This is a genomic window from Fulvitalea axinellae, assembly GCF_036492835.1.
GTDB classification, from domain to species: Bacteria; Bacteroidota; Bacteroidia; order Cytophagales; family Cyclobacteriaceae; genus Fulvitalea; species Fulvitalea axinellae.
In genome coordinates this window covers 2,664,039-2,684,796 of record NZ_AP025314.1, presented here as the reverse complement: position 1 = coordinate 2,684,796, position 20,758 = coordinate 2,664,039, and the positions used below count along the sequence as shown (strand labels likewise).

The following is a 20,758-nucleotide window of genomic DNA, read 5'->3' as shown; positions in this document are numbered from 1 at the left end:
AAACATGCATAGCGATAAAATTAAAAACATCGTGATGGCTTGCGCGTTGGCGGTTTTGGGCCTAGCCTCATGCGACGACCCCGCCGAACACTACGACGGAGGACGCGGTGGCGTAGAATCGCAGACGGTGGGCGGTTATCTGGATTCGAAACCGGAATACCGCTTCTTTGCCGACCTTTTGCGCAAGCACGGTTATATGGACAGCGTTTCGAACGGAAGACCCGTTACGGTTTTCTTGCCAAAAGAATCGGCGCTGAATGCGTATAACATCTCGGAAGATTCAATGAAAAGCGTATTGGCTTACCATATCGGCAACACCCAGCTGTACACCAGCGGAATGGACGAACAGCCGGACCAATACGTAAAGACGCTCTATAACGGCAAAAACATCTGGGCCACGAAAGTGGCGGGCTCGGGCCTAAGCCTGGATCGCATGGTGGAAAGTGCCGGAGAACCTGTTTTCTGCGAAAACGGAGTGGTGTATTTTCTGGAAGGCGCTTTGGCTCCAAAGAAAAACCTCTTCGAAAGTATCAGGGAAATGGATGACGAATATGCCAAGTACAAGTCGGTGGCTTTGAAGGATACGCTTATTCTTGATCGCGACAAGAGTTTCCCTATCGGTGTGGATAAATACGGACAAACGATTTATGACTCTGTATTTTATCTGGGATATAAATTCCTGAACGCTTACGGAAATCTCAACGGCGAGGACTTGCGTTACTCAAATCTCGTTTACTCTGACCAAGCCGTGGAAAGCGCCTATGACCGGATGGTGGAACGCTATTATACATCAGCCGAAAACCTGCCCGATTATTTTGAGGATGAAGAAGGTTTTGTTGACAAAGTCAAAAACAAAATCATAGAGTCCAGCATTTTCGCCGAAAAGACGGAAGGCAGAAAAGCGGGAGACACCATTATGGCTACGAACGGCATTCGTCTGATCATGACCGCGGAGTGGTTTGCCAAAGATCCGGAGCGTTACAGCAACGGGCTCTCTTACAGTATCAATAGGCCGGAGCTCCTGATGTCTCACGTTATGGGCCGAACCGTAACCCACGAACTCGGTTTCCAGACAGGATTGACTGCGGGCCTCATCGGCCAGACGGCTCCTCCGAGCAACGGTTTCGAGGAAGACCCTTCCCGTACTCCTGTATCGAACGAAGCTACCGGCGATATCGCTCTCCACTTCCGTTCTGAGAATCCTTTTTGGGTTGAGTATAAACTCGACGCTTCCATGGCGGGCCACCACAGGGTGGTGATCAGCGGAGTGAAAGGAAAAAGCGGCCAATCGGCGGTTTTTGTGGACGGCGAATTGATCGATCCGCGTTACACTCCGTCGGGAAGCTGGAACAACGATTTTGTCAAAATCCTGAGATTTTCGGAATTCGGCGAAAGGACTATCCGTTTCGAAGTCACTGATCCGAAAGAGATCTTGGACGACGACAACGAGCCGATGGAAGTTTACGAGCTGTGTCTCAACAAACTTTTCTTCGTCCCGGTGAAAGAATAGGGTACGTCCTCCTCGTGGCGGAGGCTAATGGTGAGGCTTCCGCCCGTACCCTTTTCACTTTTTGATAGATAAAACAATAAGGAATGAAACATATTTCCATAAAAATAATGACGCTTGCGATGTTGTTCCTGTGCGGTCACGCTTTTGCGCAGGAGCAAGTGTCGGGCACCGTCATCGACACCCATGAGGGCGTGCCGTTAGAGGGCGTAGTCGTCAACCTGATCGGTAGCCAGGGCGTGTCGGTGTTTACCGATGCGCAAGGGCGCTACTCGCTGGCGATTTCTTCCAAGGAAGAAGTGGCGCTGGAGTTTTCCTTCGCCGACTACGTATCCAAAAGGGTGTACCTCCACGGCAAGTCCAAAGTGGATATTTTGCTGTCCAAAAAGGTTTTGGACAAAACGCCGGAAAGCGTAAGGACTCCGTTTGGCAATTTTGCGCCGGGCGAAGCTCCGGGGTCGTCGGTGACAATTACAGGTGAGCAATTGAGCGAACGCGGGTATTTCACCCTCGACAATGCGTTGCGCGGGCTTGTTCCCGGGCTTTTGTCAAATAGCCGTTCGGGAGTTTCCGCATCGGGTTCTACTATGACATTGCGCGGGGCTTCTTCGGCTTCCGCCAATACCGAACCGCTGATTGTAGTGGACGGGGTGATTTTCGAAACCCGTTTGGGAGAGCTTACCGCTTTGGAAGGAAACTTTTACAATCCGTTGTCTTCCATTAAAATCAAGGACATCGGGCAAGTGACGGTAGTTAAGGACGGAATGGCTTCGCTGTACGGATCTTTGGCCAATAACGGAGTGATTTTCATCTACACCAAAGACAGTGACGTAAAAAACACCCGTGTAGACTTCAGTGCGGATTTTGGTGTTTCCTTCGCTCCTGAAAAATCGGAAGTGATGAACGCTTCGGCTTTCCGTTCCTACGCTTTGGACCAAGCTCTGAGCTCGGGTCTCGATTATTCTCAGATCGAGAAAAAATACCCGTTTTTGTTGAGCCGTTCCGTTGGCGCCGAGGCTTTTCGCTACGGCAATGACACCGATTGGCAAGACGAAGTTTACCAAACGGGCATTATGAACCGTTATTCGGCCAACGTACAGGGTGGTGACGAAGTGACGTCTTATAACTTCTCGGTAGGTTATGCCAATAACCAAGAAGTTGTGAAGAACACGGATTACGAATCGTTCGATATCCGGATGAACGCCAAGATGAGGCTGTTGGGAAGCCTTTTGGTACGTCCGCAGGTTTCTTTGACCAAAATGAGCTCGAACCTCCGTACTCAAGGCCCTAACGCTACGGTGAACCCGACTTTGGCTTCGGTTTTCAAATCGCCGTTGATGGGCGTTTACCGCCGAAGCGAGAAAGGCATCAAGCTTCCTTTTCTGGACGAATACGGAACATTCGGGATGAGTAACCCGACGGCGCTTATCCAAAACGCGAAAGGGTTGAATGAAAACTTCCGCCTTCGTGCCGGTATGACCGCGGACCAACGGATCACGAAAAGCCTGAGCGCGAAAGCTTCGATCATCGCCGATATCATGAACATGAAAGAGTCATCTTTCGTTCCGCGTGTTGGTGTTGTGCCTCAATTGGGCGGCAGTGCCGAAAGTTTGATGGGTAACAACCAGCGTAACTTCTACTCTGTGCTTTCCGAGCTTTCTTTTGCTTATGACAAAACTTTCGAACAGAAACACAGGGTTTCGGCCTTGGCAGGATCCAGGGTGAAGGTTAGTCAGTTGGAAGATGAGATCGCTTCTGACGTAAATTCCGCTTCGGATAAATTCACGACCATCGGTCGCGGTGACGGATCCTTAAGAGGCCTTTTGCCGATGAACGGAAAGTGGAACATGCTTACTTTCTACGGAAAACTTAGCTATGCATTCCAAGACAAATATTACCTCGACGCTGGCCTTAGCGCAGACGGAAGTTCAAAATTCGGCCGTGATAACCGTTTCGGATATTTCCCATATGTATCGGGTGCGTGGAGAGTTTCTTCGGAGAGCTTTATGCGAGGATTGGAAACCGTTTCCGACCTGAAAATCCGTGCTGGCTACAACGTAAGCGGTAACGAGGATATCGGATATTACGCTTCGCGATTCTCTTATGTGGGAATTCCATACTTGAATATCTCAGGAATTGTAAGAGGAAGTATACCGAGCACTGGCCTGACATGGGAACAGACTTCCCAGATGAACGTTGGTTTGGATCTTTCGTTATGGAACGATCGGGTGAAGGCGACTTTTGATGCTTATCGCTCCGAAACCACCGATTTGCTGACTACCGAGCGTTTGGACACGTATTACGGAACCGAACTTCTGGTTAGCAATGGAGGCGCCTTGCAAAATACCGGTTTTGAGGCGGGATTGACAGTGGATGCCCTGCGTACCAAAGACCTGGGCGTAACGCTCGGGACCACCTTTGCGATGAACGACAACGAAGTGACGGAATTGGGAGACAATTCCCTTAACGATTCGCGCAACGGACAGCACCTTGTCACGGACATTAACGGAGGCCAAATCATCACCCGGGTAGGGGGATCTATTGGCGAGTTTTACGGATACCGTTCATTGGGTGTGATTACTTCGTTAAAACAAGCCGAAGCCCTGTCCTTGGAAGACCGTTACGGCAATTCTTTCGGAGCCGGAGATATTCAGTTCGCCGACCTTAACGGTGATGGGATTATTGACGAGTCGGACCGCGAGTCTATCGGCAACGCTACGCCGGATTTCTTCGGAGCGGTGCACGGTAGCGTGCGTTACAAGCGCCTTACCTTCAACTTCCTTTTTGACTACGCTTACGGCAACGAGGTTTTCAACCATAAGAGAAGCCAATTGGAAAGCGCTTCGGGATATTTCAACCAGAGTACGGCCGTTCAGCGCCGTTGGCGTTACGAGGGGCAACCGACCGACATGCCGAAAGCCATGTTGGGGGACCCGATGGGCAACGCCCGTTTCTCTGACCGTTGGATTGAGGACGGGTCTTTCTTCCGCCTGAAAAACGTGAGCTTTTCTTACGATTTCCAGATCAGAAGCAAAATCATCCGCAGCTTGGGCGCTTACGCGACGGCCAGTAACCTTTTCACGCTGTCGAATTATCTGGGAACCAATCCGGATATCGCGTACGGCAACACTATGACTGGCCGTGGCGTCGATTACGGACAGGTACCGGTATTGCGTTCCGTAATGCTTGGGCTGAAGTTGGGCATCTAATTTTTGAGTCATGAAAAAACGAAACGGATTTATAGGCATCGGAAAGATGATGGCTTTGGCGCTGGGATTGGGCCTGCTGTTTTCTTGCGACGACTTTTTCGACCCTTCGCAGGATTTGATCCAAGAAAAGGGTGACCATTATAATACCTTGGACAAAGTAAGGCGCGCGACCATCGGGTCGTACGCCAAGCTCCAGGATTTGGTGGAGGGATTGGTGGTAATGGGCGACCTGCGGGCCGACCTGATGACCGTAACCAGAAACTACGACCCTTTTTTGTTGCAGTTGGACCGTCATCAGACTTTGTCCGAAGACAATCCATATGCCGATCCGCGTCCTTATTACGACGTGATCCTGAACTGTAACGACGTGTTGACCAATATCGAAAAAGCCAAGGTTGACCCTAAAATGACCGACGATGTGATGAATATGTACATCGCCGAAGTCAAGACGCTGAGAGCCTGGGTATATTTCCAGCTTATCCAGACATACAAAACGGTTCCCGTGGTAAAAGAGGCTTTGGACGGCGAAGTTCCGGGCTACGAACCCCGCGAATACGGCGAGTCGGATATGATCAACTGGCTATTGTCGGAAATGAAATGGGCCGAGGAGCAGGCCGTGCCGGACTGGAAGCTTATCGACGGCGACGGTAAAGAGATCAGCCAGCCGTGGCACCTTACTAGGGTAAGTAGAAAAGCTTTGTATGGAGAACTTTTGCTTTATGCGGGAGACTACCAGACGGCGGCGGAAAAACTTCGGGCTTGTATTGCGGAACAAGAGGGAAATTACCTTAAGGTATCAAATCTTTCCGGCGGGCTGAATTGGAGAAGCTATTGGGACAGGGTTACGCTGGAAGGTGGTTCGGCTTTGGAACACCTCACTACTATCCCGTTCAGTAAATCGAATCATCAGACAAACGGCCTTTTGGAGATTTTCTCAAATGAGACTCCGGGCAAATACCTGCTGAGACCAACAGTCGGATCGGTAAAATACTGGGACGGAAAAAAGGCTGACGGAAGCCTTTACAGGGATTTTTTCAGAGGTCTTGGGTCTTCTTATATGGTTTTGGAAGGCGATACTGTTGTGGTGAAATATCTCAACAACAAAAATAACTTTCTGGATGACGCCGTATACCCGATTTATCGAGCCGCCGATATTCACCTTCTTTTCGCCGAAGCGATCAACCGCTTGGGCCGTAGCGAAGAAGCGTTGGCTGTTATCAATTCCGAAATAGATGGAATTCAGGACGTGGACGGAATACGTGGCCGGGTCGGTTTGGACCCGATCGACATTTTGGATCTGGCTGATCTTCATCCAGAGGTTAAGACCAATATGGAATTGGTGGAATACGCTTTACTTGACGAGCGGGCTAGGGAACTGGCTTTCGAAGGACGCCGGTGGAACGACCTTATGCGTTTTGCCAAGCGGGCCAACCGTCCGGAATGGCTTGCCGAACGAGTCGCCTCAAAGTACAGGGTTTCGAATCCTGAACTGGCCGACGAGCTGGAAACCAAATTGGGGTCGGAAGACAATTGGAAACTCACAATGCCCAGAATCAAGGAAGGCCAATAGCCTTTCTCGGTTCGGGACGAATCTGCGGAATTAAATATAATATCCAATGAAAAGAGCTTTATACATATTAGTTGTCGGGCTGTTACTGATAGGTTCGGCCTGTACAAAAAGCGAAAATGATCCGGTTTTGGATCAGGAGTTTTTGGAGGTGGTGACCGAAATCGCCACAAACGTAACGGAAAACAGCGCTACACTGAACGCCAAAGTACTTACCGTTGGCGATAAAAAGATCGAGACTGTCGGATTTTACTATTGGGTCCAAGGCAATTTGGGAACACGCAAAAAGGCCGATGGAGTTTATAATGAATCTACTAATACGATAACCTCCACGGTCGAGGAGCTTCACTCTTATACTGACTATGCTTTTGCGGTATTCGCCGAAAACGCCGAGGTAAAAGAGGAAGGCGATGTTTTGAGTCTGAAAACCTTGGTTGCTCCGGGCGTAACGTTGCCGACTGTGCAGACAGGAGAACTGGATTATCGTGACTACGAAAAAGCCACGCTTACGGGCAAAGTGATTTCGACTGGCAAAAGTGCGCAAACCGAATTCAGTTTTTACGTTTGGGAACGCGGGACGGTAAACAAGGAAAAAGCCGTGAAAGCCGAAGTGGACCAAGCGGGAAAAGCCGTAGGTGTGGTAAAAGGCCTTAAGCCGGGTGTTGACTATAAATACACCGTCGTTGGCATTAACGAGCTTGGCGTTGCCGCCGGCGACACGCTGATGTTCACGTCAAACAGTATGGTCTATGTGGATGCCGACGCTACGGGCAACAATGACGGCTCTTCGTGGAAAGACGCTTTCACCAGCCTCAAGACCGCAACGGAATCGGTGAAACCCGGCGTTCAGTTTTGGATCGCCGAAGGCATGTACAACGAGTTCTGGATTCCTATGAAAAAAGGTTTCGATTACTACGGGGGGTTCAACGGAACGGAAGAAACGATGGACGAAAGAGACCCGGATACATACAAGACCAAAATAGGCGGAACCGAGTTTGACGGCCGTTATCCAAGCGGTGTGAAAGCCAGGGTTTTCGATGGGCGTTATAAGCACAGACTTGAAAAATCAATCATCGACGGTGTAACTATCCAACACGGAAACGCATGGAACGGCGGAGCCGCATTCGTACACGGCGGAAGTCCCGAATTCCGAAACTGCACGTTTCGTGGTAATCACGGAATGTGGGCCTCTTCGATCTGGATCCGTGATGGACAAGCCATTTTTAAGGCGTGTGTTTTCGAAGACAACTACAGCCTTAACGGTGGGGGCGTTGGCGTAATCCACGAACTGACGGATGGGACCACTTTCGACGAGTGTATTTTCCGAAACAACGAAGTTAACGCCAATAGCCAATGGGGCAAAGGCGGAACGCTGTTGCACGATAAAGGCGTATCGATTTTCCGAAACTGTATTTGGGAAAACAATAAAGCGCCAAGGGGAAATTCCATCTATATAGAGAACACGACCAGTTGCCCGGTATTCTTGGGCGACAAGAACGTGATAGATCCTGACGAAATTTATTTTACTCCCACAGGTAGTCTCAACGGTGGCACATACGGTGCTTGCCCGTTGTAAATTCCCTCTTGCCGGCCCGAAGCCCCATTGGGCCGGCCTTTTTTAAGAATTAAATTAAGATGTTTATGAAAAGCATTTACCGTGTATACCTGGCGTTGTGTTTGGGAGGTGCGCTGGCTTCGTCTTGCGAAGAAGCGGCCGTCGATCTCAACGTTCCCGGCGAAGACCCTTTTGACAGGCCAGTACTTCACGTTCTGAATGACGTGTCGCAATACTGGAACCCGGATTTGTTCGGTGACGAGGCTCGTTTCTTGTCCTATCTGGACACTGCGAATTTCCAAGGCCAAACGATTTCGTTTCCTTCGTTGGCCCTTTCGGATGTCAACGGAAAAAACGCTTGGAATATATTTCTCAATACCGAGAACAATACGCCTTACAGCGCGCAGGATGTCAGCAGTCTTCTCGAATTCGGCAAGAGCAATTCGGTTTGCTTCTTCGCAATGGGCGACGGAAGTACATTGGCTAACCTGAACTCGCTGACAAAGAATTTCGGTTTTAGCATGGAAGCTGGCCCCGTAACGGATTTGAGCGCCAAAGACGGAGCGACGCTAAAGGCTTCCAATTCAGGCTCATTCCTGACTTTGGATAAGCCTGCAGACTGGGACGTTCTGGCCACTTCGGCCAGTAAGCCAGTGGTTGCTGTAAAGCGTGAAGGTGAAAAAATCATTCTGGCTTCGGGAGTGGATTTGTTTTCTAATAAAGCGAAAGGAAATATCGATTTCTACAAGGCGATAATGAAAAATGTGGCTGAGAAAGCGCCGGGTTTTCAGGCCTCCAACTATACGAATTATGCGAACCTTTTCACAAAAGTAAGCGAAGGGGAGTTCACTTATAGTTCCAATTTGTACTCAAATGAGGCTCTTCCGAAAATCCAGGAACAGTTTGCAACGGTGTTGTCCGGGATGAAAGACTTTTCCGGTTTTGAGGATGGATCTAGCCCGTTGAAGATAAACTTGGTAGGCGGAAGTCAGATGGCCAGTACTTGGGACAAGTCAGTGGTTTTGGGCACGCAAATAGGCGGATTTCCGCAAAATGATCAGGACATGCGTGTCTCATTGGCAAAAAGCGCTTTTCACTGGCTATCAAACTTCAAGCAGGAGACACTAGGTGACGAAGCCGTAGCGCTTTACGCCGCGCTAAGCTTTGCGGAAGCCAATGGCGACGCTGACGCAAAAGCTCGTTTTTTGGATCCAATGATAGCCAAAGCCAAAAAAGATCCGGCTTACGCTTCATATGATCCGTTCACTATGTCGGCGGAAGAACGTGGTGCCGTTCCGGCCGAAGTCCGTACGGCCAAGTTCCTCGAAATCATCAAAATGGTGGAGGCGAAAGGCACGGACCTTCAGTTTATGGATTTTATCAAAACCAGAAACGAGAACACGCCGAACTTTACGCTGAAAAGCAACCTGAACAATGTCGTTTGGGCCTTTGGCGAATGGATTGGAGATCAGGACATGGCCTTTTCCGCTTTTGCGGACGCCGGTTATTCCGCCGATCCGGCCAAGGTAAACGCTATCGGAGTTTTTGAAAAACTGGATCCGTTGGGCGAGGAATTCGGAATCGAAGCCTTGGTGCCGGGCCACGAAAAATTCCCGATCACCAAAGTGTTCGACGGAATTGTGGAGGCGGGCCTGAATCCCGAAAACCTGTGGCTGACGCCGTGGACCATGGAAGTTCCGTATCCGCACCCGATTGTAGTGGATATGAAATCTTCCAGAGAATTGGCGATGGTGTCTTACCTGCCGCACCAGATTTCCCCCGACGTGTTCACCGATTTGGTGACCAAAGCGAAAATCTATGTCAGTGATGACAAAAACGATTGGGGAGATCCGGTGGCCGACTATGTCCTGATACCGGAAGAAACGGACTTGGATTGGAAATTCATTCCTTTCGACGCTCCGAAAAAAGGCCGCTATATGAAATTTGAGATTAACGGTTTTATCCGAAACGGAGTGGACCGTAAAATGTCCCTGATGCAGGAATTGGAATTGTACCAAGTAGCCTCGGGAACCGACGAATAAAATAGGCAGTGGAGTAGGTTTCTTACAAGGGGGCGGGAAGATGTTATCTTTCTCGCCCTTAATTTTTTGGTGCTTTGACAATTTCTGTGGAAAGTAGTCTCTTTGCAAAATGACGGAAGAAGAATTTTACGGGTCAATTCTGCACCTACCTTATCTGAAGGTGGAATCTGTAGTGCACGGTCCAAAGAAGATAGGTATTCACTGCCAAATTACCGTGAATGTCCCGTTTGTCTTAAGAAAAGAGAAACAATCAACCAATATAGTCTGCATAAATACCAAGACTTGAGCATCAGCGGAAAAGAGGTTTGGCTTCACGTCCGGGTTCCCCAGTTTGTTTGTGAAGGTTGCGGGAGATACTTTCTTCACAGGCCTGAATGGGCCTCGTCCGGAAAATCCCATACCGACAGGCAATCAAAATGGATCTTCGAACTTTGCGCCAAACAATCGTTCAGCGAGGTCGCCGCTTTGGTCAACGCTTGCCATAAGACGGTGGAGAGAATATATTTTCGGCACGCAAACAAAGCCGTCGATTTGCTTGGCAGGTACGCCCGCGTCAGAAAATTGGGCATTGACGAATTGGCGCACCGAAAAGGGAAGAAAGACTATGTTTGCGTGCTTACGGACTTGGAACGGGGCATTCACCTCGACATTCTCAAAGACCGGAAAAAAGAAACGATTAGGTCTCATTTCCAGTCTCTTGGCAACGGATTCATGCGGAGGATAGAGGTTGTCGCCTGCGATATATGGAGGCCCTACATTGATGTGTGCGAGGCTTGTTTTCCCAACGCTGCGGTAGTCATCGATTATTTTCATGTCGTCAAATCCCTGAACGATTCATTAGACGGAATCAGGAAAAAGTTGCGAAAAGAACACAAAGACACGGACTGTTTCAAGAATATAAAATGGGCCCTTTTTAAACGTCCTGACCATTGTTGTTCCCGGCAACGGGAATCTTTGGGTCGGGCGTTCCGGGATTCCGCCTTATTGAAAGACGCCTATGACCTACGGAACGAATTTTTGGAGATCATGGACTTTTCAGAAACCAAGGTATCCGACGAGAAACGATTGGACCAATGGATCGAAAAAGCACGGGACGTGAACCAAAAAGGGTTCAACAGATTTGTTAAGACCCTTTGTCGCTGGCGCACTCAGATATGGGCTTTCACTCAAACCGGAGTGACTAACGCAATGACCGAAGGCTTGAATAACATGATTCGGTACTACAAACGAATCTCATTCGGGATACCGAATTTTGAGCATATGAGAATTAGGGTATTAGTTTCTGGGATATAGAGCACCACAGAAATTGTCAAAGAACCAATTTTTTTATGAATTCTCATTGCACTTGACGATTATTGGCATATAACCGAAAATGTTTATTATTAAATGGTATAATGGGAGTATTTATTTTTTTTATCAAAAGATAAATCACTGCGATTGAAATAATAAAAATGCTATTTTTTTACAACCTAAAAGGTTTAAGCTACTTTAGCGGAAGGGGATTTTAGATACGGAAAAAATCTAAAAAAATGACTTTTAATGTTGACTCAAAGCAGACGTTATTTGTTCTCGTTGTGTTTTCTATTGCTGGGAGCTTTGTCGGCTTTCGGCCAGAACAACAAGTTCGGACATGTGATTCCCGAGAATAAAAACTTGGGACGAAAATGGAAAAAAAGCCTTTACGCCTCGGGCGAACAGAAAGTTTATAAGGGCGAAGAATTGAGAACGATCGGAATGCCTTGCGGCGGTATAGCGGCCGGCCAGCTCTATGTGCGCGGTGATGGAACTTTGGCCAACTGGTGGATCGCCAACAACGCCTACAATACGGGCTGTGCGGAAGATCGTTTTCTCGATTTCGAAACCAGACAAGGCCCGTGGAAAGTTTGTTATCAGACTTTCGAGCCATTGAGTTATTTCGACCAAGGGTTCTCAGTGAAAGTATCCGGCCACGGAAAGACCGAGTCAAGAAGCCTTGACAAGAAAGGCTTCGACAATATCGGGTTTATCGGCGAATACCCGATAGCCACGGTACTGTACGAAGACAAAAAGGCGGCTTTCCCGCTACATGTGGAAATGGACGCCTTCTCGCCGTTTATTCCGCTTTCGGCGCAAGAGTCGGCTACGCCGGCCACGGTATTGCGCTTTAGGCTCAAGAACAAGACAAACAAGAAGCTTGATGTCGAGCTTTCAGGTTTTTTGCAGAATATGGTAATGGCGGACCGCAAAGGCGTGTCGGCCGGAAAATCAAGAAACAGGGCCGTAACTGGCAACGGAAGGACAAGCCTGCTTATGGATTTCGTTCCTGAAAATTCTAAGGACGAGAAGCACGCTTTCTTCGGAAACATGAGCCTTAGCCTGTTGTCGGCGGACGGAATTGTGAAAGCCGATAAGGACAAGGATTCGGCGAATGATGTGGCCACAAAAAATCTTGGCGACAAACTGATCGGTGAAGTAAGCGGAAAGCTGACTTTGGCCAAGGGAGAAGAAAAGGAACTGACGTTTTTGCTGACTTGGTTCTTCCCGAATCGTCCAAGAGATCACGGAAGCGGATATAACTGGACAAAAGCGATTCCGTCGAAAGGTCCGGCTATCGGAAATATGTACGCCAACTGGTTCGACTCTTCGCAGGACGTAGCCCGTTTTATGGACGAGAACTTGGAGCGTTTGGAAGGAAAGACACGCGAATTCCACCGGATTTGGTATCGTGACGCGAGTCTTCCTTATTGGCTCAGGCACAGAATCATGATGCCGACTTCCACTTTGGCTACCGAGACGTTCCAGTGGTGGGCCAACAATAAAGTTTGGGCTTGGGAAGGCGTTGGCTCTTGCGAGGGGACATGTACCCACGTTTATAACTACGAGCAGTCTTTGGCCAGGCTTTTCCCTTCGATGGAAAGGAATATCCGTGAAAAAACCGACTTCGGAAGGTCTTTCCAGAAAGACGGCGGAATCCAGACCCGCGACGGACACCAATTCGTGGCCTTTGACGGGCAAATGGGCGTCGTTCTGAAATCTTACCGCGAGCATACGCTTTCGAAAGACAATATATTCCTTATGCGCAATTGGCCGAAAATCAAAAAGGCCATGGAATACGCTATTGACAAAGACGGTGACGGCAACGGCCTGATCGAGCGTTCGCAACCGAATACTTACGATATCAATTTCATGGGCCCCAACACTTATGTCGGCGGGCTGTACCTCGCGGCTTTGCGCGCTTGCGAATTGATGGCGACGGAAATGAACGATACCGAATTTGCCGGACTATGCAAGAAGTTATATACGGCCGGAAAGAAGAATTCATCGGAAAGGCTGTGGAACGGAGAATATTTCCGTCAGGATGTGGATTTGAAGAAATATCCGAAAAACCAGTACGCCAACGGTTGCCTAAGCGACCAGCTTTTCGGACAGACTTGGGCGCATCAGCTCGGCTTGGGTTATATCTATGACCAAGACAAAGTGGAAAAAACGCTTGGTTCGATCTGGAAATACAACTGGACGAAGGACATCGGGCCGCACGTAAGCAAATACAAGCCCGAGCGCGTTTTCGCCGATCCGGGAGAGCCGGGATTGCTGAACTGCACTTTCCCGATAAGCGAACACCTTAACGAAAACGCCGTCCGTTACCGCAACGAGGTCTGGACGGGAATCGAGTACCAAGTGGCTACGAATATGATCTACGAAGGAATGCTCGAAGAAGGACTTTCGCTTGTGAAAGCCGTACACGAGCGCTACCGTCCGGAAAAGCACAACCCTTGGAACGAGATCGAGTGTGGCGACCACTACGCTAGGGCGATGGCTGTTTGGGGAATTTTCCAAGCTTTGGAAGATTTCCGTTATCACGGGCCTGAGGGCTATTTGGCTTTCGATCCGAAACTCGATGCCGATTCGTTTAGCGGGCTTTTGCTGGCTTCCCAAGGCTGGGGAACGTTGAGTCAAAAAAGAAAAGGAAATTTGCAGACCGACAAACTTTCGATCTCGCACGGAAAATTAAAGCTTAAGACTTTTGAGGTAACCTTGCCTAAAGGTAAAGAAGCCAAAACGGCCAAACTTTTCCTTGACGGAAAATCGGTTCCTTGCGAAATCAGTCAGAACAACGGAAGGGTGGAGGTGAGCTTCGGCCAGATTATCCTTGCGGAAAATCAAGACCTAAAACTTGAGGTACGGATCTAAGATCCCGAAGAAATAAAAAGAACGCGGGTTTGCCTTAAATCCGCAACCCCGCGGTTCTTTTCGATAGCGAAATAGAATTAAGAGGAATAGGCCGCACGAGGTCTTTTAAAATCAAAAAAAATGAAAAAAAACGCGCTCTGGTTTTTTCTCGCGCTGTTATGCTTCGGTTGCGCCGACAGCAAAAGCGAGTTGGACGGTTATGTGGAGGCTTTTAAGGTAGACTCCCTTTTTTCCGATAAAGCGGACGTTTCCGTTGATAAAGTTTCCGACGGACTTTTTAGGGTAAGTGTCGTGGCGGATTTGCCGGAAGACACCGTTTGCGGATCGTTTTCCGTTGATATTATCCCGGCTTTTAAGGCCTCGTTTCAGTGGGCGCCGCACCTTACGCCTACAGACAAGCACATCATCGCCGACCACGTATTCCGCGCGCCGGCTTTGGTTATGACCGACAAGGACAAGGTGCTGACTTTGGTGCCGGACCTGGATACCCGCGCCACAAGCCCTTATCGCTGGTATATGGATATGAACGCTCCCGAAAACCGCTTGGAAATCGGTTTGGCGGATTATGTGGTGAAAGAGCACGTTCTTTTCCACAAAACGGGCAAGACTAAATTCAAGAAAGGGAAAGTCGATTTCGCTTTTTACGTTATGATAGACGAAGGCCCGGACGCCGTGCGCGATCCTTGGCGCCGTCCGTTGGCTTTTATGTGGGAAAAATACGGACGCAAGCGTGCGCTTACCGGAATGCCGGTCGACCGTCCGTTGGAACCATACGTGAAAAATACTTACAACTGGGCGTTTAACACTTGGGAAAAAGCCGTTTGGCAAGAATTCGAACTGAACGGAAAGAAAGTCGGAGCGCCTGTGTTTATCGTGAACTACACGCAGAGCCCGAACTATCCGGGAGAAGTGAACGAACGCGCTTTCCGCTCGATCTTCAACCAGGCTTGGTTCTCCTCGTTGCGTTCGGCCCAAGGGCTTTACCGCTACGGACGAAGAACCGGCAACCAAGACTATATCCGCAGGGCGAACATGACCAAGGAACTCGCTTTGTCATTCCCGCAAACAGACGGCCTCTTCCCGGCGATTGTGGCTACGGAGATGGAACAGGTGGAGATCAAAGGAAAGAAATACAACCGCTCGAAAGGCTGGAAAACGATGTATTTCGGGAACTCGCACAAAAACCCGATCGCTTGGAATCCTAAAAAAGCGCCTCTTCATATTCTGGACATGAGCTTTACGGCTTACCAGATGCTGACTTGGTACGAGGAGCTGGAAAAAGACGAGCGCCTGATCGATTATACCAAGACTTACGCGAACCGCTTGATCAACCTTCAGGACGATGAAGGTTTTTACGCTGTGTGGCTCGATAACAAAACGCAGGAGGATCTCGGCCTGTTGCACCGCTCGCCGGAGACTGCCATGTCGGCCACTTTCCTTTTCAAGCTTTACGAACTGACCAAGGACGAACGCTATAAAGACAGCGCCCTGAAAGCTTCGGAAGCCATGATCAAGTATATTATCCCTACCGGAAAATGGGAAGACTTCGAGACCTATTGGTCGTGTAGCGGATGGGGCCACAAGACTTTGGTCGATAAGAAAATCGAGCGTAACAATATGTACAAGCAAAACACGCTTTCGATGTACTACGTTGCCGAAGCGATGTTGAGCGCTTATGAGCTGACCAAAGAGGAACGTTATATCCAGCTAGGCCAAAGAACCGTCGACGAACTGATGATGACGCAGGCCGTTTGGCAGCCGCCTTATATGTACGTGGAGGTATTCGGCGGATTTGGCGTAATGAACGCCGACGGCGAATGGAACGATTCGCGCCAAGCGCTGTTCTCCGACCTTATGATTCGCTACGGCAAATTGTTGGGCATCAACGAATACGTGGAACGCGGTGTTGTCGCTTTGAAATCTTCTTTCAGCATGATGTATTGCGAAGAGAACGCCAGAGCCAAAAAGCAGTGGGAAGCAGTTTATCCTTTCTTCAATGAAAAGGATTACGGATTTATGATGGAAAATTACGGACACAACGGCTATACCGACAACGAAGGAACGGGAATCGGAGTGTTTACGATTTACGATTGGGGCAACGGAGCCGCTTCCGAGGCCTTTATGAAAGTTATTGACAGATACGGGGAAGATATCCTGGATCTGGGAAATAAGAAAAAAGAAAAGGTGAGTGTGTGATGCCTTATCGGCCTCGGGATTAATTCCGGGGCCGAACCTTTCTGTTCCGTAAATGGCGCCTGTATTCCAAGTCGCCATTTTTTTTAAGGATACAAAAGAGTGAATGCGAAGTGTTAAACCTGAAGAATACAGTGTTTCAAGGCCTAGTACCTAATACGAAATACCATATACCTAATACCACTCGCATTCATTCTCTTTTAATATCAAAACCTAAAGAAAATGAGAAGAACTGCTTTTTTAATCTGTCTCCTGATTTGGAGCTTTGGCTGTAGCCAAAAACAGAACGAGCTGGAAGGGTTCGTCGAAAGTTTTAAAGTGGATCCGGGCTTTTCGGATAAGTCGGCGGTGGAGGTCGAGAGAATTTCCGACAAACTTTTCAGGGTAAACGTAACGGCCGACTTGCCGAAAGATACGGTTTGCGCCTCTATGTCGGTTAATATTCTGCCGGCCTTTAAGGCGTCGTTCCATTGGGCTCCGCATCTGACTCCTACGGACCAGCATATTATTTCCGATCACGTATTCCGCGCGCCGGCTTTGGTAATGACAAATGAGAACAAAGTGCTGACTTTGATTCCCGATTTGGACGCCCGCCGCGATAGTCCGTACCGTTGGTATATGGACCTGAACGCTCCGAAAAACCAATTGACAATCGGTTTGGGCGATTATAAAGTAAAAGAACACGTGCTGTTTCAGAAAAAAGGAAACACGGCTTTCAAAAAGGGAAAAGCCAGCTTCGCGTTCTTTGTAATGGTGGACGAAGGAAAAGAGGCTGTTCAAAACCCTTGGCGCCGTCCTTTGGCATTTATGTGGGAAAAATACGGAAAGCAACTGGCCCAAGAAGGAAAACCAGTGGACAAGCCGTTGGAAGCCTACGTAAAACACACTTACAATTGGGCGTTCAATACTTGGGAAAAAGCCGTTTGGCAAGAATTCGAATTGAACGGAAAAAAAGTGGGGGCGCCTGTATTTATCGTCAACTACACCCAAAGCCCCAATTATCCGGGCGAAGTGAGCGAGCGCGAATTCCGTTCGATTTTCAACCAGGCTTGGTTTTCTTCCTTGCGCTCTGCCCAAGGGCTTTACCGCTACGGTCGCCGTACGGGCAATCAGGATTATATCCGCAGGGCGAACATGACCAAGGAACTGGCTTTGTCGTTTCCGCAAACCGACGGTTTGTTTCCGGCCATTGTGGGAACGGATATGGGACAAGTGGAAGTGAAAGGGAAAAAATACTGGAGATCGAAAGGTTGGAACACCTTGTATTTCGGCAATTCGAACCGGAATCCGGTGACCAGAGATCCCAAAACTTCGCCTCTTCATATTCTGGACATGAGCTTCACGGCTTACCAAATGCTGACTTGGTATGAGGAACTGGAAAAGGACGAGCGCCTGTTGGAATACGCCAAGACTTACGCCAACCGCTTGGTAAAGCTTCAGGGCTCTGAAGGCTTCTACGCTGTTTGGCTCGATTTCAAAACGCAGAAAGACCTCGGCCTTTTGCGCCGCTCCCCAGAGACGGCCATGTCGGCGGCTTTTCTGTTCAAACTTTACGGCCTGACCAAAGACGAACAATATAAGACAAGCGCCCTGAAAGCTACGAAAGCCATGAGCGAATTCGTAGTTCCCTACGGAAAGTGGGAAGACTTCGAGACCTATTGGTCGTGTAGCCGTTGGGGGCAGAATGACCTTGTCGACAAAAAAGTGGAGCGCAATAATATGTACAAGCAGAACACCCTGTCGATGTACTATGTGGCCGAAGCCATGTTCGAAGCTTATCAGCTGACAAAAGAAAAACAATACCTCGGTTTGGGTCAGCGTACCGTTGACGAACTGCTGATGAACCAGGCCGTTTGGCAACCGCCGTATATGTACGTGGGAGTCTTCGGCGGATTCGGCGTAATGAACGCCGACGGCGAGTGGAACGATTCGCGTCAGGCCTTGTTCGCCGACCTGTTTATCCGTTATGGCAAGCTTTTGGACAATCGCGAGTATATCGAGCGCGGAGTCGTGGCCTTGAAATCCTCTTTCAGCATGATGTATTGCGAAGAGAATGCTCAGGCCAAAAAACAATGGGAAGCCGTTTATCCGTATTTCGACGAAAAGGATTACGGATTTATGATGGAAAATTACGGACACGGCGGATACGCCGGAGACAAAGGCTCCGGTATCGGCAAATTCACGATTTACGATTGGGGTAACGGTGCCGCTTCCGAGACATATATGAAAATCATTGACCGCTACGGGGAGGAAATCCTGAATTTGGGAAATGACAAAAAGGAGAAAGTAAACGTGTAATCGCTTACTATTAAGAATTCTGTAAGGGAAATATATTCCTAATAAAATATATAAGGGGCGTTTTCGTGTTGGTGATGAACACAGAAGGCGACCTTTTTTTATTTTGACCTAATTCTGCAAGAAGGAGGGTATTCGAAAGGGAGGGTATTTTTTTAATCGAGGTGGTTAAGTCGTTATTTGGCCATGTTTGGACTGGAATCCTGTTGGCGCTCTGGTTTGTAATACTAATATTGTGAAAATAGGAAGAAGTGCACTCTTTTCATTCTTACAATCATTGTTATGAAAAACTATCGCGCAAAGAAACCCCTAAGCGTTGTCTATGACGATGCGGAGCAGGACTCATTACCCCCTGCGGAAATTAAAAATGACAGTGAGGTATGGCGGGAGTTTAAGTCGGGTAGCGAAATCGCATTGGTTTATATTTACAAACATTTTTACGGAACGGTTTACCAATACGCCAGCCAATTTACCCGTGACAGAGAGCTAATAGGGGACTGTATCCACGATATGTTTATGGAGTTGATGCAAAAAAGAAAAAAGCTTTCCGATATCAGTTCAATAAAGTTTTACCTGTTTAAATCCATTAGAAATACGATTTATAGAAAATACAGAAAACTCAATAGGGAACATACCGAAGACGATTTTTCCACAGGTTACGAGTTTGAATTTTGCTTATCTGCCGAACAGGTTATGATTGAGCGGGCAATTACGGAAGAGAAAAAGAGAAAGGTGGAAAAGGCCTTGAAAAAACTGACAAGAAAACAACGGGAAATCGTCTATTACTATTATCTGGAAGGAATGACTATAAGGGAAATATCAGAGTTAATGGGTTTTACGAATGATAAATCCGCTCAAAATCTTTTATATAAATCGATAAAATCGATAAAAGATATAGTCTTGGTTTTCAATACTATAGTGTGCTTTAAGATTTTTTTGTCAGTAGATTTTTAAAATAAATTTTCCATAAACGATGGAAATAAAAATTCTCAGGGCTTCTGTTTATAGGAGACTGAAGAATGAAATATAACTCTTACGAGATACAGGACTTTTTAACCGATCTTGAATTTATCGATTGGGTTAGGAAAGGAGACGACAAGGCCGACTTTTTTCAGGAATGGTTGCATACTGATCCCGAAAATAAACGTGAAGCATTAATCGCTAGGGATATTTTGCTTAGGCTTGATGTGAAAAAATTGACACCAAGCCAGGAGGAATACAGAAAATCCCTAAAAAGACTGTTGCGCAACAAACGTGTTAGTATTGATAAAAGGGATTCGAGTGATAGTGAAAACGTTAGGGGCAAATTATTGCCGTATTTATGGAAATCGGTGGCGATGATAGCCTTTCTTTTAATCGCTTTTGGGTGGGAATGGCAACAGCGAACATTCGAAACCGAGATGCAGAAAGTGGAATGGGTAAGCAGAAGTTGCCCGTATGGGAGCAAGCTCAAAATCACGTTACCGGACAAAAGTGTAATTAACCTTAATTCCGGCAGTCGGGTAGAATTTCCCAGAGCTTTTAGGGGGAATCGGAAAGTCCGATTAGTGGAGGGGGAAGCCTTTTTTGAAGTTAAGAAAATATCCGATTCCCCTTTTCTGGTTTATTCGGACGGGTTGGAGGTAAAGGTTGTCGGGACGTCGTTTAATGTCCGGGCGTTTGCGGATGAAGAGGAAATAAAGGTTTCTGTTTTGACCGGTAAAGTGATCACTACTGGAAAACAGGATAATGACAAAAGCTTTGTGGCGCATTTGACCCCGAATGAGGTTATCCGTTTTGAGAAAAAATCGGGGAATTATGCCCGTGAGTATGTTCCGGACCTTAATATCCTCTGGAAAAGCAATACTATAGTTTTTGAAAATGTACCGTTTAGCGAAGCCGTTCTGGAATTGGAAAGGTGGTATGGGTATACCTTCGAGTTTCCGGATAAAAATATTCTGAAGATTCCCGGCAAGATAAACGGGAAGTATAAAGGCAAGTCATTGGTGGAGGTTTTGGACGGGTTTACGTTTTCCTTGCGATTGGAATACGATATCGATTATGATAAAAAAATCGTGACGGTTAGGAAAAGCGATTGAGATAAGCGAGTCCGTCATTTTTTGGCTGATTGTTGTGTGTTGTCAGTTAGCCGGTCTCTTTTTTTGAAATAAAACTGAAGTGATAAATCGTCCCGGCAAAAGGTTGGGACAAGGGCCCCGTATTGACCTGAAGATGTAGGAG

The 20,758-nt window shown here is 47.9% G+C and carries 11 protein-coding genes; all 11 read left to right on the top strand.

The annotated features are described in order from the left end of the window. The first annotated feature begins 4 nt into the window (after nucleotides 1-4). Complete coding sequence (locus AABK39_RS10185) at nucleotides 5-1,510, top strand: fasciclin domain-containing protein (protein ID WP_338391237.1); 1,506 nt, start codon at nucleotides 5-7, stop codon at nucleotides 1,508-1,510. An 83-nt stretch (nucleotides 1,511-1,593) separates the two neighbouring features. Continuing rightward, nucleotides 1,594-4,716: a SusC/RagA family TonB-linked outer membrane protein gene (locus AABK39_RS10180; RefSeq protein WP_338391236.1), complete on the top strand. Its 3,123-nt coding sequence runs from the start codon at nucleotides 1,594-1,596 to the stop codon at nucleotides 4,714-4,716. Between the two features lie 10 nt (nucleotides 4,717-4,726). Continuing rightward, the gene (locus AABK39_RS10175; RefSeq protein ID WP_338391235.1) at nucleotides 4,727-6,286 is read left to right on the top strand and encodes a RagB/SusD family nutrient uptake outer membrane protein; all 1,560 of its coding nucleotides are present in this window, start codon (nucleotides 4,727-4,729) and stop codon (nucleotides 6,284-6,286) included. Between the two features lie 46 nt (nucleotides 6,287-6,332). Further along, the gene (locus tag AABK39_RS10170) at nucleotides 6,333-7,859 is read left to right on the top strand and encodes a right-handed parallel beta-helix repeat-containing protein (RefSeq protein WP_338391234.1); all 1,527 of its coding nucleotides are present in this window, start codon (nucleotides 6,333-6,335) and stop codon (nucleotides 7,857-7,859) included. A 65-nt stretch (nucleotides 7,860-7,924) separates the two neighbouring features. Beyond that, entirely contained in the window at nucleotides 7,925-9,880 is a 1,956-nt protein-coding gene (locus AABK39_RS10165; RefSeq protein WP_338391233.1) for a discoidin domain-containing protein, read from the top strand. A 102-nt stretch (nucleotides 9,881-9,982) separates the two neighbouring features. Beyond that, nucleotides 9,983-11,173, top strand: coding sequence for an ISL3 family transposase (locus AABK39_RS10160; RefSeq protein ID WP_338391232.1), 1,191 nt, complete (start codon nucleotides 9,983-9,985; stop codon nucleotides 11,171-11,173). Nucleotides 11,174-11,419: 246 nt separating this feature from the next. Further along, nucleotides 11,420-14,050, top strand: coding sequence for a GH116 family glycosyl hydrolase (locus AABK39_RS10155; RefSeq protein ID WP_338391231.1), 2,631 nt, complete (start codon nucleotides 11,420-11,422; stop codon nucleotides 14,048-14,050). A gap of 120 nt (nucleotides 14,051-14,170) precedes the next feature. Further along, nucleotides 14,171-16,246: a glycoside hydrolase family protein gene (locus AABK39_RS10150; protein WP_338391230.1), complete on the top strand. Its 2,076-nt coding sequence runs from the start codon at nucleotides 14,171-14,173 to the stop codon at nucleotides 16,244-16,246. Between the two features lie 219 nt (nucleotides 16,247-16,465). Next, nucleotides 16,466-18,541, top strand: a complete 2,076-nt coding sequence (locus AABK39_RS10145; protein WP_338391229.1) for a hypothetical protein — start codon at nucleotides 16,466-16,468, stop codon at nucleotides 18,539-18,541. Between the two features lie 279 nt (nucleotides 18,542-18,820). Then, nucleotides 18,821-19,492, top strand: coding sequence for an RNA polymerase sigma factor (locus tag AABK39_RS10140; RefSeq protein ID WP_338391228.1), 672 nt, complete (start codon nucleotides 18,821-18,823; stop codon nucleotides 19,490-19,492). A 65-nt stretch (nucleotides 19,493-19,557) separates the two neighbouring features. Next, the gene (locus tag AABK39_RS10135; RefSeq protein WP_338391227.1) at nucleotides 19,558-20,616 is read left to right on the top strand and encodes a FecR family protein; all 1,059 of its coding nucleotides are present in this window, start codon (nucleotides 19,558-19,560) and stop codon (nucleotides 20,614-20,616) included. The last annotated feature ends 142 nt before the right edge of the window (nucleotides 20,617-20,758 follow it).

Coding starts and splice junctions, on each gene's coding strand:
- AABK39_RS10150 (WP_338391230.1), top strand. CDS start 14,171: ATGAAAAAAAACGCGCTCTGGTTTTTTCTCGCGCTGTTATGCTTCGGT.
- AABK39_RS10135 (WP_338391227.1), top strand. CDS start 19,558: ATGAAATATAACTCTTACGAGATACAGGACTTTTTAACCGATCTTGAA.
- AABK39_RS10165 (WP_338391233.1), top strand. CDS start 7,925: ATGAAAAGCATTTACCGTGTATACCTGGCGTTGTGTTTGGGAGGTGCG.
- AABK39_RS10155 (WP_338391231.1), top strand. CDS start 11,420: ATGTTGACTCAAAGCAGACGTTATTTGTTCTCGTTGTGTTTTCTATTG.
- AABK39_RS10180 (WP_338391236.1), top strand. CDS start 1,594: ATGAAACATATTTCCATAAAAATAATGACGCTTGCGATGTTGTTCCTG.
- AABK39_RS10140 (WP_338391228.1), top strand. CDS start 18,821: ATGAAAAACTATCGCGCAAAGAAACCCCTAAGCGTTGTCTATGACGAT.
- AABK39_RS10175 (WP_338391235.1), top strand. CDS start 4,727: ATGAAAAAACGAAACGGATTTATAGGCATCGGAAAGATGATGGCTTTG.
- AABK39_RS10145 (WP_338391229.1), top strand. CDS start 16,466: ATGAGAAGAACTGCTTTTTTAATCTGTCTCCTGATTTGGAGCTTTGGC.
- AABK39_RS10185 (WP_338391237.1), top strand. CDS start 5: ATGCATAGCGATAAAATTAAAAACATCGTGATGGCTTGCGCGTTGGCG.
- AABK39_RS10170 (WP_338391234.1), top strand. CDS start 6,333: ATGAAAAGAGCTTTATACATATTAGTTGTCGGGCTGTTACTGATAGGT.